The sequence below is a fragment of the Bacillus cereus group sp. N8 genome (assembly GCF_016483685.1).
Classification (GTDB): domain Bacteria; phylum Bacillota; class Bacilli; order Bacillales; family Bacillaceae_G; genus Bacillus_A; species Bacillus_A proteolyticus.
Window position 1 is genome coordinate 1 of the sequence record NZ_JAEHBK010000040.1, and the last position, 26262, is coordinate 26262.

Here is a 26262-nt window from a genome sequence, read left to right on the forward strand (position 1 = left end):
AATGCAATACCTAAATTGAAGGATGCTGCATATTTTATTACCGATACCAATGATAAAGATGGTGTAGCTCAAGTATTAGAAAAATTAATTTGTACTGTTAACAACAGTTAAAAGGATAGAATGGTTACTTCCTATATCGAGAAGTATGTGAAATATGCCCTTTTTATAAAAACTATTAAGTTAGGATTTTTATTTTTGGATATATTATACCATTTATTTAATGGTATAATATGGTTTGTATTCTATGGACCGGAGTTGAATGAGTGAGTATTATAAATCCAAAAGTTAAAATTAAAAAAACAAAAAGAAAAGTATTAATAACTATACTTACTATGTTAGTAATTATAATTGGATTTGGATATTGGAAATTTTTTAGTTTGCAAGGTGTTCCAAAAGGTGAATTAATCCGAACAGTGAAATCTCCAGATGGAAAATATCTCATTAAGACTTATTTTCATAATGCAGGATCATTAAGTGCGGATGCTGTTAGGGGTGAATTAGTTAACCTTGATACAGATTCAGAGAAAAATATATATTGGAACTATCCAGATACGGATCCATATATTCAATGGGTAAATAAGAATATTGTTAGAATTGGAGATCAAACTTTAGATATTTCACAGAAAGAAACCTATGATTGGCGTGATGATGATAAGCACGTTAAAGAAATGCCTAAACAATTTATTAGATAAAACAAGAAAAATTAAATTTATTCAATCTTATTTGTTTAACTATAGATAGGATCATATGAGTGAAAAGGGTTCTGTTGCAAAGTTTCAACAGCATAAACAGGTGTTGATAAATGGTGGAACCATTTAGGCAGTGATTAATAATTTGTGTAATTCATTATACGCTGAAAAACCGAAGTCTGAGCCAAGACTTCGGTTTCTTTTATATAGAGCATGAATGGTTTCGATTCCTTTTATCGTACGTGAAGCATGCCGAAGGTTTTGAAATCCTGCGGATTTGGCAAAACGCCTCTTGACATGCCTATGATCCTGTTCGATGAGATTGTTCAAATGTTTGATTGTACAATGCGTTTTATTTGAATAAAAACCTTGTTTTCTTAATTTCTTAAATGCGCAAAGTAATGCCGGCGCTTTGTCTGTTATTAGAGCCGTTGGTTCGCCAAATGTTTTCACTAATCTTTTCATAAATCTATAAGCAGCCTGATAATCACGTTCTTTTAAAATTTCAGAGACATCACGATAACTTAAAGAAAAACGACAGTAGTAGCCGACGGCTACCAAAATAATATCTTTCTTGAACTGTTTTCATCGCACTTGTGTTTCGCCTTACTCTTTTTGTAGAGTGTAGTCTCATTTAGAAAAATTTGCAACAGAACCTCTTAATTTATATGTAATAAATCTCATTTTAAAGCTTTATTGCTATAACAAATAAAACTTTCTCAATATTATTTTGTTTAATAACTATATTCATCTGCTTTCCAATCCATTACAATAATTTCACATTGAAAATACATGAATATTCCCAATGTTTTAAAAGGTTTATATTTTATGGGATTACTCAGGAAAAGGATGTGAAATGCTCAATAAAAAATAGTGTTTTATGATGAAATAAAAGATTTTAAAGAAAAAAAGTTATTTTATTATCCTCAGGCGGTCTTGAAGTACATGCATTCATAGTTGCTATGGGACAAGAAATACAATCTAAAATTTTGTGGATTGGAAGTAAAATAAGTTAATCATTTATGGAGGGGAATATGAGCGAGCAAATTTATTACTGGTCTCCTATTAAGCATTGGGAGAAGTTGCATAATGAAGTTTTGATAGGAGAAACGAGATTTACAGGCGTTTTATCTGAGTGGTTTCCTGAGTTTTATTTTTTGACTCAAAAAGGTGTGACGATTAACGAGCTAGTAGATCGTTTTTCGTTAGGAAATGAAGAAGAGACACAAAAAATAATAGAACTTATGATCAAAAATCGTGTGTTAGTAAGTAACATATTACATCCAAGAGAAGTATTTTCCACACAAGAAAAAATTTTTCCGAATCCATATAGCAATAAGATTCGCTTTTCTAAAGAGGACTTAGATAAGTATATTAGTGAACAATTAAATCGAACGCACCATGCTGCGCGGTCAGCCGAAATTCAACTTGAAACAACAAATGAGTTACCCACTATAATCAAGGAGCGTAGGTCTTGTCGCCAATTTGATATGAAAAAACATATTAGTTTTTCAGAATTTTCCCAATTCATATCCACTCTAAAACAGGTTAAAGAAGAAAAAATAAACTATCATTACGCAAGTGCAGGCGGGCTCTATCCTATTGATATCTTTGTTTATATAAAACCAAAACGTATAGAAGGTATGAAAGCTGGTTTTTATTATTTTAACCCATCAAAGAATAGTCTTGTGATTGTAAACAATATTGATCAAGTAATCAAAAGTGATCATGAGTTAATTAACCAGGAGTTATTTACTCAGTCTGCCTTTTCAGTTTATTTAGTATATAATGCGAGCGCTTCCATACCGAAATACGGTTCAGATGGATATTTATTTGCTTGTATTGAGTCAGGCATCATCACTGCTACCTTAAATATGGTAGCTGAGACATTAAATTTAGGAGTTTGTTCCGTTGGTCATATGAAATTTGAAGAGATTCAGCGCTTTTTAAGTTTAGATAACCATCAAGTATTTCTCCATGGGCTTGAAGTTGGCTTAAAAGTTAACGAATAGATGAAATGAATATTAGGGGGCTAAAGATAAAAATGCACATTAAAGATCGAACTTCAATTCATGAGAATAAAAGGATAGAAACGTTTTGGAAGGAGCAATTATCTTCCGAGGTTCTCGATTTTTCTTTATTTAATAGTGGTTATCAATTGAATAAAGACAATCCGTGCGACCATATTCAAGTCATTATGGATTCAGAGCTTAGTCAAATTATACAAAAAGAAAGTAAGTCTCAGGATATACTTTTATTTAGCTGGTTACAGACAACTTTAAGGGTTTGCTTGGCACATTATACAGATCAAGAAAGGATTACAATTGGGGTTCCTGTAATTGGAAAAAATGATGAACAAAGGAAAAATCATAATAATTTTCTTCCTATAGGAAGTGAAATCCAACCGAATCACTCTTTTAAGCAAGTGGTAGATCAAGTTGAACAAACGACTTTATTTGGGTATGACAATCAGAGTTATCCACTCTCTGAATTATTAGCAAAACACCATTTAACTCCTTTTCAAATCGTTATTGGGATGGAAGGATTGCATAATAAAAATTCGCTAGAAGAATATGCAGAGAATAATTTATCCATCTGGATACGGAGAAAATGGAATGAAATACATAATGAATTTGAATTTCAAATCTCTTTCAAGTCTCATTCATTCTCTTCTTTGCAACAGTTTGCAAATTCTTATCTTTATGTTCTAAAGCAAGTATCAAAAAATCCGAATCTGGCGGTGAAAGATATTTGTATTATTTCAGAAGAAGAGAAAGAGTTGCTAGAAGAATTGAATCAAGGTCAGACGGGCATAGACTTGTCTCAAACATTTCAAGATTTATTTGAAGAGCAAGTGTTAAAAACCCCAGATCAAATTGCTGTTGTTTGTAATGATCAATCTTTGACATATAGAGAATTGAATAAGAAAGCACATCAATTGGCTTCTATTCTTCAAAGTAAAGGTGTATCGAAAGAAAGTATTATTGGGGTTATGGTAGATCGGTCATTGGAAATGATCATTGGCATGATGGGAATTTTAAAATCAGGGGCAGCTTATCTACCAATCGACCCTCACTATCCAAGTGAACGAATTGAATATATGTTACAAGATAGTCAAGCAAAATGTTTACTGAGCAAGCGAACAGAGGTAGAATTACCGCAATTTGCTGGTGAAGTGCTATATCTTGATGAAGAACATCACTTCCAAGGTGAAGAATGCAATTTAGTTCGAGAAAGTGATCCTAATGATTTAGCTTATGTTATTTACACATCAGGATCAACAGGTAATCCAAAAGGCGTAATGGTGGAACAGAAATCTCTTGTCCATTTTTTAAGTGTTATGAGAGACAAAGTAAAAGATAATCAGTCGTTCTTGTTTCTTGCTAGTATTTCTTTTGATATTTCCTTGTTAGAAATATGTCTGCCTTTAACGCAAGGTTCGAAAGTAGTCATTGCTACAGAGGACCAGTTTGCAACAAAAGAATTGGCTCATTTGGTCAAAGAACATAAAGTGGATTTATGGGAATCAACGCCATCGCGAATGGAAGTGATTTTGAGTGATCCAGAAGGGGCAAATTTTCTAAAAGATTTAAAATCCATTTTGTTAGCAGGAGAAGCGTTTTCCATTGATTTGGTAGGGAAAATTCGATGTATCAGTGAAGCGACAATTTTAAATATCTATGGTCCTACAGAAACGACCATTTGTGCAGCAGTAAAAGATTTGAGCTCTGCCAAAGAAGTGACGATTGGAAATCCCAATCCAAATTATCGTTCCTATATATTGAATAAGTATGGTCAATTAAAGCCATTTGGGATACCGGGTGAGCTCTGCATTGCTGGCGTTGCGGTAGCCCGAGGGTATCTTGGTAAACCTAAACTGACAGATGAAAAATTTGTACCGAATCCTTTTGCGACAGGAGAAATGATGTATCATACGGGTGATCTCGTTCGTTGGTTGCCTAATGGCGAATTTGAATATCTAGGTCGAATGGATCATCAAGTGAAAATTCGAGGGTATCGGATTGAATTAAGAGAAATCGAAACTCAGTTAAGGGAATATCCAGAGATAAACCAAGCTATCGTTGTTGATCAGGTATATGGAAACAGGAAATTATTAGCCGCTTACTATGTATCGGATAATAAGGTCCCTTTTGGTGAGCTTAGAAAATATTTAAGCAATAAATTACCTGAGTTTATGATTCCTGAAAAAATGATTCAGGTGGAAGAGGTTCCGTTGAATCCAAATGGGAAAGTAGATCGGAAAAGATTATTGGATATAACGCAAACGGAGTATTTATCAATTCCATACGTTGCCCCGCGCAATGAAATTGAACAAAAATTGGTGCATGCATGGGAAAAAGTTATAGAGATTGAGGGAATCGGTATTCATGATAATTTTTTTGCTTTAAAAGGAGAATCGATTAAGGCACTACAGATAATTAATTTATTAAGAAAAGACTGTTTGAAAATAAGTACAACAGATTTTTTCAAACATCCTACGATTGCTCAGCTTAGTTCTTGTGTAGAGGTAGAGCATACAGAGGAAAACTTTGAAAATATACCAACTCGCGTTAAAGATTTGTCTAAGCCATTTCCCTTAACAGAGGTTCAAACAGCTTACATGTTAGGACGGAATTCACAGTTTGAATTAAGTGGTATTTCACCTCAAACTTATTTTGAATATGAAACAAAATTGGATATCAATCGTCTTTCGAAAAGTTTTCAAAAGGTAATTCATCGTCATCCAATGTTACGAGCTATGATCTTGCCAGAGGGAAAACAACAAATCTTACAAAGCGTTCCTGATTACGAGATTGAAATAGAAAGTCTCATTGATTTAGATGATGGGGAACAAAACGCTCACTTGCAAGAAGAACGCTCTCGAATGACTAACCATGTATTCCCTTTGGGGCAATGGCCTTTGTTTGAATTAAAAGCCTTTCTTTTAAAAGAAGACACGTATTTGTTATGTTTTCGATACGATGCTTTGTTAATGGACGGAGCAAGCATGAACATCGTTGGACATGATTTGTTTCATTATTATTACAAACCAGAGGAAAGATTAGAATCTCTATCTTTTGATTTTCAAGATTACATGTTTATCTATGATGAAATGGAGCAAAGCAAAGAATATAAAACAGCAATAGATTATTGGACAAGTAAGCTTCCTGACTTTCCGTTCGCACCTTCTTTGCTATTAAAAAAGGATCCGGCAGAGATTGCTACTCCTAAATTCCAATCACTTACTAAGATCCTGGACAATGAAAAATGGACAAAGTTACGGAAGTTAGCACAAGAGAAAGAAGTAACTCCTTCCGCTCTACTATGTACGATATATGGAGATGTGTTGGCATATTGGAGTAACCAACGTAAATTGGCTATTAACTTGACTGTATTTAACCGTTATCCTGTTCATGAAGAAGTAGAGCAGATTGTGGGAGATTTCACTTCGCTCATCTTGTTGGATGTTGATGTAAAACCAGAGCAATCTTTTTTTACTAGAGTAAAACAAACGCAATCTACTTTATTAGATGGCCTTGAACATCGGCATTACGATGGAGTTAACTTTATTCGAGATTTCACTCGATATCACCAAATGACGCCAAAAGCAGTTATGCCAATTGTTTTCACCTCGATGCTAGCAGGTGCGGGTGCTTTTGCTTGGGAACAACTTGGTTCTCTTCGCCATATTCATGCTCGGACTCCACAAGTGTATTTGGATAATGTGGTAATTGAAAAAAATGGAGAGTTATTAATTAGCTGGAACTATGTAGAAGAATTGTTTGATGTTGATGTAATAGAAGCAATGTTTTCCCAATTTGTTGACTTGTTGGAACAATTGGTGAAACAAAGTGACGTAACCTCTTTGCAAATGAAAGAATCGGATCAAACTTTAATTGAGCAATACAATCAGACAACAGAAAAAATACCTTCAACTACTCTGTATCAATTATTTACAGACCAAGTAAAGCGTACACCAGATGAAGTAGCAGTGGTCTTTGAACAAGAATGGTTAACTTACTCGGAGCTTCATAAGCGCTCCAATCAAGTTGCGCACTACTTGCAAAAACAAGGAATTGGTCTAGGTGACAAAGTTGGGATTTTGGCGCAGAGACGAGTTAACACAATTGCTAATATGATAGGGATTTTAAAAGCAGGTGCCGCTTATGTACCGATTGATCCCGACCATCCTTTAGATCGCCAAACATATATTTTAGAAAATAGCTCATGTAAACTTTTATTAGAACCTAGTCTTTATGAAGAAAATCACTTGTCATTATATACAACAGTAGATATTCCTGCCATTGCTGGTCCGGAAGATCTTGCCTATATTATCTACACTTCAGGAAGTACAGGAAAGCCAAAAGGAGTAATTATTACTCACCAAGCGGTTGCAAATACCATTCAAGATATTAATCAAAAATATCAGGTAAATGAAGATGATCGTATTATTGGTATCTCTTCCATGTGTTTTGACCTATCTGTATACGATATTTTCGGAACGTTAAGCACAGGTGCAATGTTGGTAATGATTCGTGATCCAAGAGACATGCAAGAATTAATCCGTACCGTCGAACGTAGAGGAATTACAATTTGGAATACAGTACCTGCAATCATGGATTTGGCATTGGAGCAAGTAGGTTCTCATTTTGAACATTCTTCCTTGCGTTTAGTTTTACATAGTGGAGATTGGATTCCACTCTCTTTACCAGAAAAAATAAAACGACATTTTCCGATTGCGGAAGTAGTTTCACTAGGAGGAGCAACAGAAGCATCGATTTGGTCAATTTATTATCCTGTCAAACAGGTGGAATCACAATGGAATAGTATTCCATATGGGATGCCTTTGGCAAACCAAACGTATTATGTGTTGAACTATGAAAAGAAAATGTGCCCTGTTGGTGTAATTGGGGATTTATATATTGGGGGAGTGGGCCTTGCTAAAGGATATTTAAATGATGAACAGAAAACGAATGAAGCATTTGTGTCACATCCAGATTTTGGTCTTATTTACAAGACAGGAGACTGTGGCAAAATGCATCCTGAAGGGTATATTGAATTTTTAGGACGCCAAGATCATCAAGTCAAAATTCAAGGATATCGAGTAGAGTTAGAAGAAATCGCCCATTGTCTTCTCACTTACAAACAAGTCGAACATGCTGTAGTGATTGATCAGACAGATGAGAATGGAATAAAATTTTTAGTCGCATATGTGGTAACTGAGCAAAATATTAGTACAACAGAACTACGAAAGCATTTGCGAGACTACTTGCCAGATTACATGATTCCTTCTTATTTTGTTTATTTGGAACAACTGCCCTTGACTCCAAACGGGAAATTAGATAGAAAAGCGCTCCCTGCTCCGGAGAAACAAAAAAATGAAGTATTTATTGCTCCAAAAACTGAAATGGAAAAAATATTAACTAATGTTTGGCAAGAAGTACTCAAAGTAGATCGGATTGGAGTAAATGATCATTTCTTTGCCTTAGGTGGAGATTCGATAAAAGCGATTCAAGTTTCCGTCAGACTGTATAGACAAGGATTTGAGCTAGAGCCAAAAAATCTATTTTCATTTCCTGTATTAGGAGACATGGTTCAATTTGTTAAAAAGCTAGACCATCTTTCAAGTTCACAAACAAATGATGTAAAGAAATTGAACGAAAATAAAGTTACATTACTAAAGGTTAAAGATAAACAACTTAATCAGCATACACTTACCAAAATACAAGAAAAAATACCGGGTATAAAAATAGAACGAATTTACCCATTGGCACCTTTCCAGGAAGTTATTTATGAACATGCTGCCACTGAACCTGATACAAATGCATATTTTGAACAAACAATTTGGACACTAAAGGGGGAGCTGGATATTGATCTCTTTATTCAGTGTTTCCAACAATTAGTTAATCGTCATGATTCTTTAAGAACGATTATTGTGCAAGATGAACAAGCACAACCTTGGCAAGCTGTTCTACATGATGTTCAAATGATTTCAGAGACAAAAAGCTTGATCGAGATGACGAAACAAGAGCAGCAAGAATTCCTAGACCAGTGGATAAATGAAAATTTAAGTCGAGGATTCAAAACCGATGAACTAATGACCCGTCTCTGTATATTCCAACTAGGGAATGACGAGCATAAGGTGGTTTGGAGTTCCCATCATCTATTATGTGATGGTTGGAGCGTCAGCATTTTGATAGACGAATTATTCCAACTCTACGAAACAATAAATGCGGGAACTACAGTGGAGTTACCTATGGTAAAACCTTTTGAAACATTCATAGACTGGACTTTAGCACAAGATCATGAAAAAGCACGTCATTTTTGGCGGGATTATTTATCAGGATACAATCAAAAAATTAGTATTCCTAAAAAGAAATTACCAACTCAAAGTGAAGGCTTAAATTTCACATTTATGGATTTAACATTAGATAAGGGTTTGACTAATCAGTTACAGACATTTGTGAATAAAAACAATACAACTATGAATTCGGCATTACTAGCTGTATGGGGAATATTGCTTGGCAAATACAACGGAATGAGAGAAGTAGTATTACCTAATCTAGTATCTGTCAGACCTCACGAAGTAGAAGGAATTGAAAATATGTTTGGTCTGTTCACAAATGTTTTGCCTATCCGACTAGCATGGACAGAAACGCAATCTTTTGTGGACTTTATGCAAAAAGTACAACTAGAAACATTGAAATGTAATGAGTATGCATACTATTCATTTGTTGAGATACAAAAACAAAGTGAAATGATGAATCAGCTTACCGACCATCTTTGGGTTTTTGAAAACTATCCAACTAACCAGGCTATTTTTTCTTCAAATGAAAACAGAAATTTTGCCATCACAGATTACCAAGTCGTTGATGAGCCACATGTAAAGTATGGAATTATGTGCTTCCCTGAAGAGCAACTTACAATAAAGTTTGGATATGATCAAACTGTATATGAAGCGGAGAAAATACAGGGAATATTGAATCATATCCATCAGTTAATCAACATAATTCTGCAAAATCCAACACAGGCAATCGGTGATTACAAATTATAAAAAATGAAAAGGCGAGTAAGAACTCGCCTTTTTAAATAGAATAGGAGTAAACAAAATGACGAAAAACCTGCAGTTATCAGCCGAAGAGATGCGTCAGTTAGGATATCAAGCGGTTGATTTGATTGTTGATCATATGAATCATTTAAAAAGTAAACCAGTATCTGAAACGATTGATATTAATATTTTTAGAGACAAGCTAACTGAAACAATTCCAGAAAACGGATCCAACCCGAAAGAATTACTTAATTTTCTTAATAGCAATGTGTTTAATCAAATTACTCATGTGGATCATCCTCATTTTATGGCTTTTGTGCCCGGTCCTAATAATTATGTTGGTGTAGTAGCAGATTTTTTAGCAAGTGGGTTCAATGTATTTCCTACAGCTTGGATAGTAGGTGCTGGTGCTGAACAAATCGAATTAACGACAATCAACTGGTTAAAATCAATGCTAGGATTCCCTGATTCAGCCGAAGGGATATTTGTAAGTGGAGGTTCCATGGCTAATTTGACTGCACTTACTGTAGCGAGACAGGTCAAGCTGAATAATGACATAGAAAATGCAGTTGTGTATTTCTCTAACCAAACTCATTTTTCTGTAGATCGAGCACTTAAAGTATTAGGGTTTAAACATCATCAAATTTGCCGAATTGAAACAGATGAAGATTTAAGAATTTCAGTTAGTACTTTAAAAAAGCAAATAAAAGAAGATCGATTAAAAGGGAAAAAACCATTCTGTGTTATTGCTAATGCAGGGACAACTAATTGCGGAGCGGTTGATTCCCTCAATGAATTGGCGGATCTCTGTAATGATGAAGATGTATGGCTGCACGCGGATGGGGCTTATGGGGCTGCAGCAATTCTCAGTGAAAAAGGAAGTGAGTTGTTAAGAGGAATTCATCGTGTCGATTCTTTGACGTTAGACCCGCACAAATGGCTTTTTCAACCTTATGATGTTGGTTGTGTACTCATTCGAAACAGCCAATACTTAAGCAAAACGTTCCGTATGATCCCAGAGTATATTAAGGATACGGAAACTAATATAGAAGAAAAAGTGAATTTGGGGGAGCGTGGAATTGAACTTTCTCGTAGATTTAGGGCATTAAAGGTATGGCTTTCTTTTAAAGTATTTGGAGTCACAGCTTTTCGCGAGGCAATTGATCATGGCATTATGTTAGCTGAACAAGTTGAAGAGTTTTTAAGGAAAGAAAAAGATTGGGAAGTGGTAACACCTGCCCAGTTAGGGATTGTTACTTTTCGTTATATTCCTTGTGGACTAACATCTACAGATACAATTCATGAAATAAACAAAAAACTGGTGGAAGAGATTAATCATAGAGGATTCGCTATGCTAAGTACGACCAAATTAAAAGAAAAAATGGTAATTCGACTTTGTTCCATCAACCCAAGGACGACAACAGAAGAAATGAATCAAATTATGATGAAAATCAAAGAACTTGCAGAGGAAGTAAACATATCGTCTAAACATCTTATTTCAATTCCGCAACTTTAAATAAAACGGAATGAAAGCACTAAAAAATGTACAACAACAAACACACTCTCTTTTTAATAAGAGAGTGTGTTTGTTGTTAAGATAATAGAATATGTAAAGAGATTAAGCCTCTACCTTAGCTACTCTTTCGAAACCAGTCTTTACTGCTTGTATCATTTCATTCACAGCATAAATAGATACTTCGGCATTTGGATTTAATCCTTCGAACCAGTGATAGGACCTAGGATATAAATGAAATTCGACATCAACACCAGCTTGCGCAAGTTTGGTTACATAGGTTAATGTTTCGCTGCGGAATGGATCTAATTGACCAACAAACGTGTAGGTGTATGGCAGATTACTATAATCCTCTGCTCGAGCAGGGGCTGCATAGGCAGGAATATTATCCGTCCCAAATATTTCTCCTAAATACATTTTCCAGCCAGCTTCATTTGTCTTTTGATTCCAAACAAATCCTTCTTTAATTTCATTCGTAGAAGGTGTATTATTTCGGTCATCAATCATTGGATAAAGTGGCATTTGAAAACAAATAGAAGGATATTTTCGATCGCGAGCTAATAATGTCAATGCTGCTGTTAGTCCACCGCCAGCGCTCGCTCCTGCAACACCAATTCGATTCGAATCAATGTTTAATGGCTCTGCGTTATCAGCAATCCATTTTAATGCTGCATAACAATCCTCAATTGGTGCTGGATAAGGATGCTCTGGAGCTAAACGGTAGTCTACAGACACGACCACACAGCCAGCTTCTTTTGCAAACCTCATACAAGTATCATCATTATCATCTATAGACCCTAAGATATAACCACCACCATGTATCCATAACAGGACAGGTAAGGATCCATTATTTAATTTAGGACGATAAATTCTTAATGGTAATGGATTAGCGTCAGGTCCAACAATGACTTCATCTGTTAATGAAAGGGATTCATCAACAACAGTAGGTGGTCTCATTTGCGATATTCCTTCTCTGATTGTTTGTATGTTCTCTGGGCGTAAATCGAGATCAGGAAACTTTTCTAAACCTGGTAATAAATCTGCATTTACTCGGTTCTTCATTTTAACACCCCTATTTTTAATTGTTTTTACATATGTAAAGTAGATTCTAAGTAGTTTAATTGTGAGAAAATCATCACCATTAAATTGTAAAGTGGATATGTCATAATCGTCAACTGAATATTCGAAAAATAAACCTTCTTTTAGGAGAAAGTTTCATGCAACTAATTATACAAGAAGGTGATTTAGGGCCAAAGTGGTTTTATGTCGCTGTATTTATTTACACTTGGTTTTCCAAATGAGCCAAGTGATGATCCTTTATATTTTCATGATACATTGCATGGAGTACCTGTTCGAATTCATGCTCGGAAAGGATTAACACATTTGTATTCCTTAAAAGAATTTTGGTATATATTTCAGGTAAATTCTCATGCGCAGGCATTGATATAAGAGAACAGTACAAATATTATGTTAACAGGGTATCGGTCCAAAGGCCTTTGAATTTATTCAATCTTATTTGTTTAACTATAGATAGGATTATATGAGTGAAAAGTCCCTTTAGATCTTCTAAATGGACTTTTTTAGGTTTCTAGATACGACTACTGATAAATTGGTGTTATATTAATAAGTCTCGCCACATCGTCATCAAGCTTAGAAATCGATGGTTCCCCAAAACGAAAAAACGAGCTAACCTCTCATAGATAACTGTGGAGAGATAATAATTTTGTTTTGTGAGTCCTTCAAAATATTGAAAACTGGAGATGGTGTTATTTATTGTTTAAGTTGATGACTCTAAAATACCAATTTAGTTGACCTGATAGCGATGAATCCGTACTCCTAAAAAATTCACCTTTGGCATCAGGGAAATTAAATAGGGTGATAATTATTACAAGTGGATTAGGTTTCTTGTGAATTTTAAATTAAAGGTCTTATCCAAAGTTGAGAAAAATCCACATATCCAAAATATTTCATCTTAATATTCGTTAAATCTGATGAAAAAGGAATTTGACGTGTATCATAGTATAAGGGAATCATAATAGAGGATTCTATCAGTTCTTTTTCAAGATTCTTATTTAATGAAGCCCACTCCTCAAAATGTGTATGTTTGTATTTAGAAAGGTGGTTTCTTAGTGATTTATTTGTTTTTAAAACCTTAGCCAATGGTGAATATCTAGCTGTTAAAAAATAATAAAACGATATCTCTTGATTCATCTCGAATACTTCACCATGAATAAAGAGATCGACTTGTTCATTAAGTTTTTCATCCCTAAGATAGTTTTCAAATGGAACCCATTTAACTTGAAAAGGTATATTTTCTTTTTCTAAGATATTCATTAACCATTTTGTTGTCGCTTCTGTATACTGAGTAGCTTTTATAATAAGTGGTTCTTTAAATTCGGGACGTTTTCTTTTTGGAATATTGACTTGATGATCTATGTCTTTCAAACAGCTTTTAATATTTGAGATTTTTTGAGAGTCATATTCATGAATATGATTCATATTGTTAGCGATAATAGAATGTAAGTAATTACGAACATCTATGTGTTGAATTGAGGAATTACGCCAAGCATTCATAATTATAACACCGAAACCTGAATTCCTTTCTACTTGAAAGGTAGAATTACATTTATGGTGTTTGGAAGATTGATAAATAGTATCAAATTCTAGAGGGACCTGAATGAATTCTACTGTATCTAGCAATGGTCTTTCTTGAAAATAATCATGAAATGCTATCAATGATGTTTTCTCCAGGTTATTCTCCCCTATATAAAAACCACCGGTTCCTATGATTTGGCCGTTATTTTCTTTATAAATGCTTGTATTTATCATGCATAACATTTGTAAACAATAACTACAACTATCTGGATAATGTATATCAATAATTAATGGTGATACAATCTCTATTTTGTCTATGGGTGCCCATAAGTCTTTATAGTATTTATGACTACGTAGTTTTGAGAGACATAGTTTCACGTCAGCCGCTGTTAAGATGGATCCATCATGAAATTTTATAGACTTTTTTAAATATAGTCTAAGCTTAGATTGAGTTAAATCCCAACTGTGAACTATTTCAGGGAATATGTTCCCCTTTTCATCCATATAAACAAGTCGATTGAAAACGTTCGCGACAATATGTGCACTATGTACATCGGTAGCCTCTAGCGGGTGTGTTGTTAAAAAGGGCTTTCTTCTTGGAATAATTAATTTATCATCCGAATTATGTATATAGCCAAATTTTGAATGAAACTTAGTCATCAAGCGTAGTTTACTGTTTGGAGACCAATTATATAGTAAATATTTACTACTTTTTTCAACAGGTTGTTGATCCATAAATTCCATTACTTGTGACTCATAGATTTGTTCTATATTTTTCAACCATTGGAGAGAGGAGGAATTTCCTCTACCTTTTCCAGAAATGAAAGTCAGCCAACCTTCATCCATCCATTTATGTAAGTAACGTACTGTTTGCTTTGTACTTAAATTTAAAAAATCTGCTAGGTCTTGTATTTTTATATTTCCTGAAGAAAATGATTGCCATAGATTCAGTAAATTTTTATCCATTTTCCTATCTCCTTTTATAAGTGGACATGTTTTTCTTAATATGTCCATTTTTAGTTTGATAAGTCTAGTTTAATATAACATTAGACAAAGGGAGGAGATACGATGAATTGGAAAGACTTTGAGCAAAATATAAAAGTACGCTTAATTACATCGTTTTTTAATCGTGCTGTTACATCAGCAGTAATGCCTTTCATGGCATTGTTTTTTGCTCAAGAAATAAATAAAGTATGGGCCGGGTTATTTTTAATCTTAACAGTTATTTTAAGTTTTTTTTCAAATTTAATTGGAGGTTACATTTCAGATCGCTTTCAACGAAAGAAAATCTTATTGTTAACTTCTTTTTCTAGTACTTTGATGTTTTTATTCATGACTTTAAGCTTATATCCTACAGATAAGATGATTTGGGTATTTGCAATCGCTTATGTAGGTTTTATAATAACTAGCAGTCTTGGGCGCCCATCCATGCAAGCTATCATCATAGACTCAACTACACCAGAAAATCGAAAAGCTGTTTATACAATTGACTATTGGCTTATGAATCTTTCTATGGCAATTGGTGCAGCATTAGGTGGCTTTTTATACATTAATCACCAAAAAGAGTTGTTTATATTACTGACTTTTGTTTCTGCTACATTACCGATTGCTTATAAAATTTGGTTAGTTGCAGAAGTTAAAGAGTGCTTAGAAAAAAGGAAGGGAAATATAGTACTTGATCTAATTCAAAACTATAAAGTTGCTATTCGAGATAGGGCATTTTTAAGAGTTGTAATAGGGTCTACCTGCATATTTGCGGCAGAGTTTTCTTTAAACAGTTATATTGGTGTACGACTTTCAGAAACATTCAATCCAATAAGCATTGGGAACTTTGAAATAGTAGGAGTGAGGATGCTAAGTATTCTTAACATACAAAATATGCTTTTAGTAGTATGTTTAACGTTTATTGTAAATAAATTTACAGATCATCTAAGTGGAAAAAAAGCGTTACTTTTAGGTCTTGTGCTCTATGGTGTAGGCTATGTGACAGTAACATCTGCAAACACTTGGTACGTACTGATTATTTTTAATTTTATTTCCACTGTTGGTGAACTTGTCTACTCCCCAATCAGAAATGCAGAACAAGCTAATATGATTCCGGCTGATAAAAGAGGATCGTATTCAGCTTTTGCGGGTCTATCAGATATTGGTGCGGATCTAATTGCAAGAATGACTATTATCGTCGGTGCATTATTGGTTCCTACGATGATGTCTGTTTACATTAGTATCATTGTAATAATAGGGACATTTTTCCTATATAATGGCTTGTTCGTTAGAACTAATAGTCAGTCTCAGGAAAGATTGAATAAAATGTCATCATAATATAATACTTAAAATGAAAAATACGCTATTCTTTCTATAGAATCGTAGGATAGATTTGTAAAAGGGGATTATACAACTTTGGAGGAATTATTATGGTAAAATATATTTCAATTCTTGGTTCAACCGGTTCAGTTGGTACGTCTGCATTAGATGTAGTCACTTCTCATCCGGAACATTTTAAAATTATTGGTTTAACAGCAAATCACAATATTGACCTTCTCGAAAAACAAATATATACATTTCACCCTCGAATTGTAAGTGTAAGTACAAAAGAATTAGCAGATGCTCTTCGGAAGCGAATTCCTACGGACACAAAAGTCACAAATGGAACAGATGGATTAATTGAAGTTGCAACTCACCCTGATTCTAATCTTGTATTATCTTCAGTTGTCGGTGTCGCTGGTCTCCTTCCAACAATTAAAGCATTAAAAGCGAAAAAAGATATAGCAATTGCTAACAAAGAAACATTAGTTGCGGCAGGGCATATTGTGACAGATTTAGCGAAACAAAACGGCTGCCGCTTAATTCCAGTAGACAGTGAACACTCTGCCATTTTTCAATGTTTAAATGGGGAAAATACTCAAGAAATCGAGAGGCTTATTGTTACTGCTTCCGGCGGTGCATTTCAAGATAAAATGCGCGAAGAAATGGAAATCTTACAAGCTAAAGATGCCTTAAAGCATCCAAACTGGTTAATGGGAGCAAAACTAACCATTGATTCAGCTACATTAATGAACAAAGGCTTTGAAGTCATGGAAGCACGTTGGTTATTTGATATCCCTTATGAGAAAATTGATGTTTTAATTCATAAAGAAAGTGTTATTCATTCTTTAGTTGAATTTATAGACGGCTCTATCATGGCACAGCTCGGTGCCCCTGACATGAGAATGCCGATTCAATATGCATTCCATTATCCAACTAGATTACAATCAAACTATAAAAAATTAAACCTACTAGAGATAGCTAGCCTAAACTTTGAAAAACCAAATTTCAAAAAATTCCCTTGCTTACATTATGCGTATGAATCAGGAAAAATTGGTGGTACAACACCAGCTGTATTAAATGCAGCGAATGAAATTGCAAATGCGCTATATTTACAAAATGAAATTTCATTTTTTGATATTGAAAAGACAATTTATTCCACTCTTGAAGCTCATCATAGCATTGCAAATCCAGATTTAGAAACAGTAATAGACGCCGATCGTTGGGCTCGTGAATATGCAAACGAATTATTAATTAAAAAATGAAAAAAGAACTAGAACAGAACGCGTCTGTTTTAGCACTCTTTTTTACGTGTTCTATTATTTTATTACATAATACATTTTCGTTCACGGAATTGTAAAGAAACGTATTTAAGATATCGCATGTAGAAGGCTTTATAGTGAGTATTAGTTATGGTCATCGGGAAAGTTTTTTTAAATTAATATAAGCTATATATGGAATAAAGAAACTTAAAAAGTTGGAGGTAATTATGAAAACTTTCATATATATGGTGAGACATGGGGATTCGCCAAAATCTGGTAAAGAACAAACGAGAGGATTAACTGAAAAAGGAAAATTAGATGTTCAACGAATAACAGATGCATTACAAGATGAGGGAATCGACGTAGTTATCTCAAGTCCATACAATCGTTCAATTCTAACTGTTCAGCAGTTAGCGAAGCAAATAGGACAAGAAGTTTTAGTATTTGAGGACTTAAAAGAGAGAATCTTTATTGCTGAAGAGGAACGAATGTCGGATAAAGAATTATTCCCTTTGATAAAAAAGTCATTCTTAGACCCCGACTTTGCTTTAATGGGAGGAGAGTCTAATGTCGACTGTCAGAAACGTGCTATAAAAGTCTTAAAAGAATTATTAAACACCTATCGAGGACAGAAAGTAGTATTAGGCACTCATGGAGCTGTTATGACTTTGATGATGGGGTATTATGACAGTAAGTATGATTTGAATTTTTTACTACAGACATCAAAACCAGATATATATAGAATGGAATTCAATGGACAGGAATTGGTGGAGGTTAAAAGATTGTGGGAAATTTCATAGATTGACTTTATTCATCCATAGCTTCTCACAATGACGTGTATTATAAGCAATAGGGTTACTGCGGTAACTCTTTTTCTTATGGCACTGACGGGGGATTGATTTCAACAATCTAAAAAATTCGGTTCCTTAGCGTACAAAATTCATGTTTTGTTCTTGCTATCCCGAGGTGAAATGGGAGGGAATGTTTTTGGGCAGGATACCTTTAAAGCTATTTTTTAAATCAACCCTATTTTTTTCTTATGTGGTATTGTTGTTTATTTTATATTTCAGATTATTTTTGTCTGGAGTGTTTCGATAGGATTAGGGAGGGATGATATTGTCGGATTTTTTTATAATAAGTATATAATTGGCCGTCTACCTGTTAGCTATAATTTATATAAAAAAGATAGTGGAGAAACTATATTAGATAATGTTATTTGTTATTCAACTAACTGATGCAATAGTAATTTAAGAGCTGCGATTGTAGCTCTTTTTTTTTTGCAGCTAACGATGCAGTTTAGTAAAAGAAGGATTTTAATTTTCTATGATGAAAAATGTAATCAAGATAAAATCTAAGAAGGAGGTTTAAATACTATAAAAAAATGTTTTGTAGTATGAATGTAAGGGAGGAGAGCTAACTTGGAAATCACAACCGAAAGATTAATAATTAGACCTTTTAAGAGTACTGATTTACAGGATGTATTTGCTATTTATAATAATGATGATACATGTAAGTTCCTATTACATAATAAGTGGACTCACGAAGATATGCAGAAAAGATTTAATAAGAAGCTAGCAAACAATGTACTCACTAAAGAATCACTATTAAGTTTGGCAGTTATATACAAGACTAAAGTAGTTGGTGATTTATCCGTATGGTACACAGATATGAAAGACACTGTTGAGATTGGTTATAGTTTTTCAAATGAAGTAACTGGGAGAGGTTTGGCAACAGAAGCAGTAAGTAGTTTGGTATTTAAATTATTTAATGAATTAAATGTACATCGTATACAAGCTAATCTTGATGCACGTAATACAGCTTCACAAAAATTGTGTGAACGAATAGGCATGAGAAAGGAAGCCCATTTCATACAAGATTTTTGGAATAAAAATGAATGGACAGATAGTATTGTATATGGAATGTTACCCTCCGACTTGTAGTAATAGGCTTAGTATTTTATGATACTATCGGGTGCGTTTGTCGAATAACAAAGGGCGTAACATATTATATATGACTAATATGTTATGCCCTTTAATTTATTAATCTTTTTTTAATTTAGGTCTTGATAACGTACGAAATCCGCGTTTTGTTGGTGCTACCGCATGCCCATCAAGCTAAGGTTATATAAGTTTAATTTCAGGTGAGATTTTTTCTTTTTCTAAAGATTCAGTGTATGTTCTTTCAAGATTTGCATACCAAATAAATGAGCTCTATTTTCAAGTTCACAACACTTATTCCTTCTTAATTAACTCTTTTTAGAGCAAACTTCGTAACTTGCTTCCGAGTTCTAAACCCCAATGCGATAGCAGCGCCAATACAACTAGAAAAACAACCAGCAAACAAATACAATGATGAGTCGGACTCACCGATTAAAACGGAAGCGATTCCTCCAATTACCGGGAAAAGTGCAACCATATAGCCACTTCGAGTTCCTCCAATTTTTTCTACAAGCTTTAAATAGAATAACCATGCTACAAATGAAGCAACGAAAGTTAAATATAGCAACACAAATAAATATGAAAACGATGTTGGAAATATAAATTCTTGTCCTTGAAATAATACAATTACTCCCATCAATAAACTGCCCACTGTAAATCCAATGGCATTTGCATAGATAGGATTCACCTTGTGACTTGCATTTCGTGCCGAGCAGGCATCACCTATTGCTGTAACAAGCGTACCTAAGATCGCAAACATAATTCCTTTTATGTCATTGGACCCTTGAAAGTTGTTCAAATTCGGATAGATGAGAATACATACGCCTAATACACCAAAAATCCCCCCAACCAAAACGCGTGAATGTAACTCTTCTTTTAAAAAAATCCGAAGGGTAATCGGGGTCAAAATCACTTTTAATGAAAAAACCAATGTTACGATTGCGGCAGAACTCAAAATTGTGGCGTAATAAAGGCATAAATAGCTTAATGCAAAGTTACATACACCAAAAACTATTACAAATGGGATATCTTTTCTTGTTGGCATCCCTCTTGGTCGAAGGAACCAAACAAGAATCAAAAATAAAAAGGCTGTCATAACTAGACGATAAGTTAAGGATAATTCTAAGCTGACAGGAGTTCCTTGGATTTTTACTGCAATAAAGTTGAGTCCCCATACAATTAAACAAAATATGTACATAAATATTGTCATAAGTTTTCTCCCAAATAAATATTTTTCTAAATTCATTATGCATTTATACTGTCATTTCTAAAAGGTACAGTTTACAATAAATACAAATGACAGATGAGGTATTACAATGATGAATGAACTAATATTTAATATCAATCGAGAAAGTAACACTCCTATGTACCAACAAGTTTATCAATACATACGTACTCAGATTTTATCTGGTAAATTAGAAAAGGGTACAAAATTGCCATCGATTAGACAACTTGCTATCCAATTAGAGGTCAGCAGAAACACAACACAAGTAGCCTATGAACAACTGCAATCGGAAGGATATATTCGAAGTGAGAACAAAAAGGGATTTTTTGTAGCGGCTACCATATCGGATGAGACACTTAATTATGAACCCATTAGAGAACAGCATCATGAAACAAATCGCACTGCCACGGAAACTATTGACTTTAAGATTGGGACAGTGGATCAAGAAAACTTCCCTTTGAAAAAATGGAGAATGCTTACAAACAAAGTCATTAAAGACTCTAGCATGTTTTCATACGGAGAAAAACAAGGCGACATTGAATTAAGGAAGGTACTAACAGATTACTTGTTTCAATCAAGAGGAGTTAATACTTCTGCAGAACAAATTATTATTGGCAGTAGCACACAGCACTTGTTATTACTTTTGTCGCTGTTGCTAAAGCAAGACTATCATTATCTGGCAGTAGAAGACCCTGGATATAATGTGGCAAGGGAACTTTTTGTTCTTCAATCATTTATTATTGATCCAATCCCGGTAAAAGAACAAGGCATCCAAGTCGATCTCCTTTTAACATCGCCTTCCAGACTTTTATATGTCACTCCTACTCATCACTTTCCATATGGAGTGACTATCCCCGTCAATGAAAGATTAAAGTTAATTCAATGGGCAAAAAGGGTGGACGGATATATTATTGAGGATGATTATGATAGTGAATTTCGATACATCCATCAACCTATACCATCGCTTCAAAGTTTAGATTCTAATGATAGGGTGGTTTATTTAGGAACTTTTTCAAAAGCACTGCTACCCTCTATCCGTGTCAGTTATATGGTTTTGCCTAGGAGGCTAACAAGTGCATATAAAAAGATACTCCCTTTGCTGGAGCAAACATCCTCATCTATTCATCAGCGAACACTGGCGACCTTTATGAATGAAGGATATTGGTACTCACACTTAAGGAAGATGAAAGCTTTGTATAAACGTAAAATGAATCTATTGAATAGGGAATTATTAAAAAATTTTAAGAATCATGTTGAAATAAAAGGTGGTAACTCCGGAATTTTCGTTATTATTGAAGTGAAAACAGAAATGAGTGAAAAAATGCTAATTGAAAGGGCATATGAACACGGAATTGTAGTTTATCCTTGTTCAAAATATTTCTCGAACTACATACCACGATATCCCCATATTCAACTTGGATTGGGTAATTTATGTGAAAAAAAGATAATAGAAGGAGTTTCTCAATTAGCAAAAATTTGGCTGTAATCTTGATTTTTACCCTGAAAAAAATTTTTCGTTCTTCCTAATAGGGGTCATCATACATCACTGTCAAGTTAAGAAATTAATTGTTCCCCCAAAAGGAAAAAGTGCCCCTAATACCCTTAAATAGCTGTAAAAGGTGAAATTTTTGTTAAGGGGGTTCTCAAAATCTTAGCTTGAGGGGCATATTACGCTACCCCCTCTTCTAAACGAAGTGAAAGTGGGGGTAGTGTAATTTATGGATGTATGAATGGAGATTAGGCAGGATTAAAGTCATCGCCAGCCGGGTTATTGGTGAGGTTGGTCTGGGCCAGATTATTTAATTATTAAAAATGCTGTAGAAATGAAGTCATTAGCGCTTATGCTCCATATTTTAAGTATGGAACTGCAGTTTACAGCGATTAAATAAATGAATCAAAAAAGATCTGTTTAAAAGTAGATTCTTTTTTTGATTCATTGGAGTAGAGAAATGTTAATGTATGTTATAATTTGATAGTTTTGTATACAATATATCTATACTCTCTTTATCCGTTTTAAAAATATTAAGTATACGTGCCATAATATAGTAATTCTCACCGCCACGTTTAGCTACAAGAGCATTCTTCGCATTTTCTTTAATGACCCCATTCTCTAATACAGCGTATGCTTTATTAAAATCACCTTTCTCAAATACAACACAACATGTAAGTAATGAAATACCATAATAATATCCGATAACGTCATACGAATTAAAACTACTATTCGGCATCAGTTTTAATTCATATGTTTGTATTACATCTGCTACAAGTCGTGTTACCTCTTGAGATTCAATAAACTGCGTCATACGTAAACAATGTTTTCTATTTAGTGGAGCATGAGCGAACGACTTCAATTTACTAATAAGTTTCTTTAATACCTTTTGATCTTCATCATTTAAGGTATCTATTTTAGATAATAATATGTCACTTGTCTTTTCCATTTCGAATCTCCTTCAAAAATTTATTATAGCCACACTTATATTTATATCAAGAATCTACATGCTTCCCTATAGATACGACAATTTTTAGGGAAGCTTGACGAAGAACTAATGGGAACTTAGAACAGGTGCAAACAAATAGATACATAAACAATTTTAGTTATATAAAAATTATACAACTAAAAGAAATATTATTGAAGTACTGTTACTGTGCCTGAAAGTTTAAAGTATTTTCCAATAAATAAAGGAGATTCTAAAATGAAAATCCCACCATGACGGACAATTTCGCCACCAATACCAAAAGAATCAGCGGTATCTAATCCACGTTTGAAATCATAATACTCTTTAAATAAATTCGTTGCTATTTGTAATGCTAAACATGCAAGCATCATCGCAATAAATAAAAGCCAATTAATTTCGGCAACATAAAGTGATGCAACTGTCCCTAATATTACAGGAGAAAACGTTGCCGTTAATGTATGTGGGCGCCTCATTTTCCACATTACTTTAAAAATAAGCCCAAAGAATTATTTAATTCTTTGGGCTTATTTTTGGTTCTGGTGCAAAAACTTCAAGATAATTGCAAGTAATCTCTTAAACTTGGACATATTGATAGTATTATTCTAAAAAAAGTGGGGGATCGGTATGGAAAAGGAGTTTTTGGTGCAAAAAAATACTGTCGTTGTGTACACCAGAACCAGCGATCCTCCTTGTATATTTATATTACTAGTCTGAAAATTAATAGTTAACTAGGGGACAACTTGAAGAATTATAAGGAAAACATTAAGGTTGGATAATTATGGTCATGATGAAGGGGTGAAAATTATAATTTCACTTACATTTAAACATAAAGAATATTTAAGATTAGAGGACAGGTATGTATAAAAAATGTATAAAAATTATATTATTCTAGTATAAATATAGAAGTAAATTATGAGGTGGAAATAGCAGCTAAAGATAAAAAGTTTCCTTAAGTCGAGTGGGGGAAGAATTTGCAAGTGCAAAAGGATTTTATTTTCTTTTGTGGAATGTTATTCATATTTACTTTATGAAAATTTGGAAAGGAGAATATTTATGAAACATTCCTTATTGGAGACAAATACAGATCCAGGAAAGAAAGAATCATTGCTTACACGGTGTGCAAATGTATTTTCGAGATGGTCTCAGAAATATGTCCCGGATGCCTTTGTTATTGCTGTGCTGCTCACTTTATTTACTTTCATAATAGCTTTGTTGATGAATCCCTCAAATCCGTACAAAATCGTAAAATCCTGGGGGGATGGGTTTTGGACTTATTTAACGTTTACAATGCAAATGGTATTGCTAATGGTTACAGGGATGACGTTAGCTTCTGTCCCGTTTGTTAATAGAGGCTTGCAGTCAGTTGCAAAGTTAGCCGATACACCTCAAAAGGCTTATACGATGACATTTTTAATCAGTGCAATTGCATACTATATCAATTGGGGATTAGCGGTAGTTGTGGGAGCGATCATTGCGAAGGAAGTAGCGAAAAAGAATCCGAATGCACATTTTCCATTACTTGTAGCAGCTGCTTATGCTCCGACAGCCTTATATAGCGCTGGTCTCTCTAGTTCTATTGGCTTGACAATTGCCACAAAGGATCATTTTCTTGTAGATATGATTGGAATTATTCCTACCTCACAAACAATCTTTGGTTACTCTACTCTAATTATTTTTTTCACTCTATTCATCACGATGCCAATTATTATTGTACTTATGGCTCCAAAAAGCGGGATTATCAGGTATAAAGCACTCGAAACAGATACACATTCTTTTGTAAAACCTCCTCAAAAGAATTTAACTACTGCGGAAAAGCTGGAATGGACACCGGTTCTAGGAATAGTATTAGGTGCAATCGGCACGTTGTATTGTGTTTATGAATTCATAAACGGTCATAGTTTAGATTTAAATATTATTAATTTGTTTTTCTTATCACTTGGTTTGCTCCTGCATGGTTCTCTTGGCAACTTTGCACAAGGATTCAAAGAATCTGCGCAATCCATTTCTCCAATTATCCTACAGTTTCCATTTTATGCGGGGATTATTGCTGTTTTAGGTAGTTCAGGATTGGGAAGCTCAATCATTGAATGGATGGCATCCATTGCGTCAAAGGATACATTTGATATATTTACATATTGGTCAGCGGGATTGGTGAACTTATTAGCGCCATCTGGCGGGGGGCAATGGGCTTTGCAAGGGCCACTGCAGGTCCCGGCAGGCTTGAAGTTAGGTGTAGATCCGGCTACTATCGCTATGGCGGTAGGCTGGGGGGACGCATGGACAAATTTGATTCAGCCGTTCTGGGCACTACCTCTTTTAGGAGTGCTGGGATTGAAAATTAAAGATATCATGGGTTATTGTTTCATTCTCTGCATTTGGGTCGGGATTGTTACAAGTGTATTGATGCTATTTGTATATTAGATTTCACAGGAATACGCATCACTATCAAGTCAAGGGCTTGAAACACCATTAAAATGAAAGTAAAACGGATTTAGAAGTATAGACGAAGTATTTATGAACACCCTAGATTTCAGTATCAACTTTCCGGATATCTATGTTATTCAATGTAGGAAAGGCGATTTTTATTTCAAAGAGGTTATTTAGAGGAAATCTAGTAAAGCCAAAGTGTGGATTAATGTATTTACTGCCAAACCAGGTAAATTAGATGAATTAGTTGCTATCCAAGCTGAAAAACTACTTAAGAAAAGGTATTCCTGGTTGGATTAGCAGTCGTTGACATCGTTCTATTAATAAAAAAAGGCAATTATGATGACTACCTTTGAGAGTATTGAATATCATAAAAATTGGTTAGGAAAAAATGATTTCTCTGAACACTTAAACAAGATTAAACACTTAATTGAAGGAGTAAAAAGTGGGTAATACACGTTAGTGGAAAACATTGAAAATATGTAAACTACTTATATTCTAAATTTCTATTTATCCTCTTGATAGTAAAAAGTTGATATACCGGAAATAAAAGCCCATGGAAGAACTCCATGGGCCTCATCAATTAATAAAGTAAAATCAAAATTATGTTGAATTTTGAAGCACCACTAAAACAAAAATTTTATCTCTTAACAGTTATATATGAGAATTAAGCTCATTTTTTCGTTTTGGGGTGAATCTGTTTTCTTAAGTTGATGGGCATGTGACACTACCCCACACCCATCAACTTAAGGGATATTTTTATACAAAATGCGATCTTTTCACGTAGTATTTTATTATCGTTTAT

At 34.1% G+C, this 26262-nt stretch carries 16 protein-coding genes and 3 pseudogenes; 13 read left to right on the forward strand and 6 right to left on the reverse strand.

Features of this window, described 5'->3' with window-relative positions; genetic code table 11:
- Positions 1-6 precede the first annotated feature (6 nt).
- Together JDS80_RS27145 and JDS80_RS27150 are read left to right on the forward strand one after the other, a co-directional pair.
- Positions 7-111: a hypothetical protein gene (locus tag JDS80_RS27145; protein ID WP_346011391.1), complete on the forward strand. Its 105-nt coding sequence runs from the start codon at positions 7-9 to the stop codon at positions 109-111.
- A gap of 152 nt (positions 112-263) precedes the next feature.
- The gene (locus JDS80_RS27150) at positions 264-692 is read left to right on the forward strand and encodes a DUF5412 domain-containing protein (RefSeq protein WP_071770644.1); all 429 of its coding nucleotides are present in this window, start codon (positions 264-266) and stop codon (positions 690-692) included.
- Positions 693-815: 123 nt separating this feature from the next.
- Here JDS80_RS27150 and JDS80_RS27155 read toward each other — a convergent pair whose 3' ends face one another.
- Positions 816-1256 (reverse strand): DDE-type integrase/transposase/recombinase, encoded by a 441-nt coding sequence (locus tag JDS80_RS27155; protein ID WP_098890231.1) that lies wholly within the window; start codon positions 1254-1256, stop codon positions 816-818.
- Positions 1257-1723: 467 nt separating this feature from the next.
- On the opposite strand from JDS80_RS27155, the gene JDS80_RS27160 reads away from it, so the two are divergent.
- From JDS80_RS27160 to JDS80_RS27170, 3 genes are read left to right on the forward strand one after another with little or no spacing between them, the layout of a single operon-like run.
- Positions 1724-2701: a SagB/ThcOx family dehydrogenase gene (locus JDS80_RS27160; protein ID WP_071748172.1), complete on the forward strand. Its 978-nt coding sequence runs from the start codon at positions 1724-1726 to the stop codon at positions 2699-2701.
- Positions 2702-2733: 32 nt separating this feature from the next.
- Positions 2734-9744 carry a non-ribosomal peptide synthetase gene (locus JDS80_RS27165; protein ID WP_199640453.1) on the forward strand — a complete coding sequence of 2337 codons (7011 nt, stop codon included), beginning with the start codon at positions 2734-2736 and terminating at the stop codon, positions 9742-9744.
- Between the two features lie 55 nt (positions 9745-9799).
- Positions 9800-11254, forward strand: coding sequence for a pyridoxal phosphate-dependent decarboxylase family protein (locus tag JDS80_RS27170; protein ID WP_199640454.1), 1455 nt, complete (start codon positions 9800-9802; stop codon positions 11252-11254).
- Positions 11255-11356: 102 nt separating this feature from the next.
- Here JDS80_RS27170 and JDS80_RS27175 read toward each other — a convergent pair whose 3' ends face one another.
- Entirely contained in the window at positions 11357-12313 is a 957-nt protein-coding gene (locus tag JDS80_RS27175) for an alpha/beta hydrolase (RefSeq protein WP_199640455.1), read from the reverse strand.
- 201 nt (positions 12314-12514) lie between these two features.
- Between JDS80_RS27175 and JDS80_RS27180 the strand changes: the two are divergent.
- Positions 12515-12700: pseudogene (locus JDS80_RS27180) on the forward strand (hypothetical protein); the annotation flags it as partial.
- A gap of 465 nt (positions 12701-13165) precedes the next feature.
- Here JDS80_RS27180 and JDS80_RS27185 read toward each other — a convergent pair.
- Positions 13166-14812, reverse strand: coding sequence for an ABC transporter substrate-binding protein (locus tag JDS80_RS27185; RefSeq protein WP_199640456.1), 1647 nt, complete (start codon positions 14810-14812; stop codon positions 13166-13168).
- A 102-nt stretch (positions 14813-14914) separates the two neighbouring features.
- Here JDS80_RS27185 and JDS80_RS27190 point away from each other — a divergent pair, with 102 nt between their 5' ends.
- The 5 genes and pseudogenes from JDS80_RS27190 to JDS80_RS27210 all read left to right on the forward strand — a co-directional run bounded on the left by JDS80_RS27190 (position 14915) and on the right by JDS80_RS27210 (position 19352).
- On the forward strand, positions 14915-16168 hold the full coding sequence (locus JDS80_RS27190) for an MDR family MFS transporter (protein ID WP_199640457.1): 1254 nt from the start codon (positions 14915-14917) through the stop codon (positions 16166-16168).
- A gap of 92 nt (positions 16169-16260) precedes the next feature.
- Positions 16261-17415 (forward strand): 1-deoxy-D-xylulose-5-phosphate reductoisomerase, encoded by a 1155-nt coding sequence (locus tag JDS80_RS27195; RefSeq protein ID WP_199640458.1) that lies wholly within the window; start codon positions 16261-16263, stop codon positions 17413-17415.
- 224 nt (positions 17416-17639) lie between these two features.
- Positions 17640-18212, forward strand: coding sequence for a histidine phosphatase family protein (locus JDS80_RS27200; RefSeq protein ID WP_199640459.1), 573 nt, complete (start codon positions 17640-17642; stop codon positions 18210-18212).
- A gap of 187 nt (positions 18213-18399) precedes the next feature.
- Positions 18400-18635 (forward strand): annotated as a pseudogene (locus tag JDS80_RS27205) (hypothetical protein); the annotation flags it as partial.
- A 195-nt stretch (positions 18636-18830) separates the two neighbouring features.
- Positions 18831-19352, forward strand: coding sequence for a GNAT family N-acetyltransferase (locus JDS80_RS27210; protein ID WP_199640460.1), 522 nt, complete (start codon positions 18831-18833; stop codon positions 19350-19352).
- Positions 19353-19653: 301 nt separating this feature from the next.
- Here the strand turns inward: JDS80_RS27210 and JDS80_RS27215 are convergent, their stop codons facing one another.
- The gene (locus tag JDS80_RS27215; protein ID WP_199640461.1) at positions 19654-20559 is read right to left on the reverse strand and encodes a DMT family transporter; all 906 of its coding nucleotides are present in this window, start codon (positions 20557-20559) and stop codon (positions 19654-19656) included.
- 106 nt (positions 20560-20665) lie between these two features.
- On the opposite strand from JDS80_RS27215, the gene pdxR reads away from it, so the two are divergent.
- Positions 20666-22060, forward strand: coding sequence for a MocR-like pyridoxine biosynthesis transcription factor PdxR (gene pdxR / locus JDS80_RS27220; protein WP_242477440.1), 1395 nt, complete (start codon positions 20666-20668; stop codon positions 22058-22060).
- 466 nt (positions 22061-22526) lie between these two features.
- Here pdxR and JDS80_RS27225 read toward each other — a convergent pair whose 3' ends face one another.
- Together JDS80_RS27225 and JDS80_RS27230 are read right to left on the reverse strand one after the other, a co-directional pair.
- The gene (locus JDS80_RS27225) at positions 22527-23012 is read right to left on the reverse strand and encodes a hypothetical protein (RefSeq protein ID WP_199640462.1); all 486 of its coding nucleotides are present in this window, start codon (positions 23010-23012) and stop codon (positions 22527-22529) included.
- A 266-nt stretch (positions 23013-23278) separates the two neighbouring features.
- Positions 23279-23512: pseudogene (locus tag JDS80_RS27230) on the reverse strand (1,4-dihydroxy-2-naphthoate polyprenyltransferase); the annotation flags it as partial.
- Positions 23513-24083: 571 nt separating this feature from the next.
- Between JDS80_RS27230 and JDS80_RS27235 the strand changes: the two are divergent.
- A complete protein-coding gene (locus tag JDS80_RS27235; RefSeq protein ID WP_199640463.1) occupies positions 24084-25451 on the forward strand; it encodes a short-chain fatty acid transporter in 1368 nt (455 codons plus the stop codon).
- Positions 25452-26262: the final 811 nt, after the last annotated feature.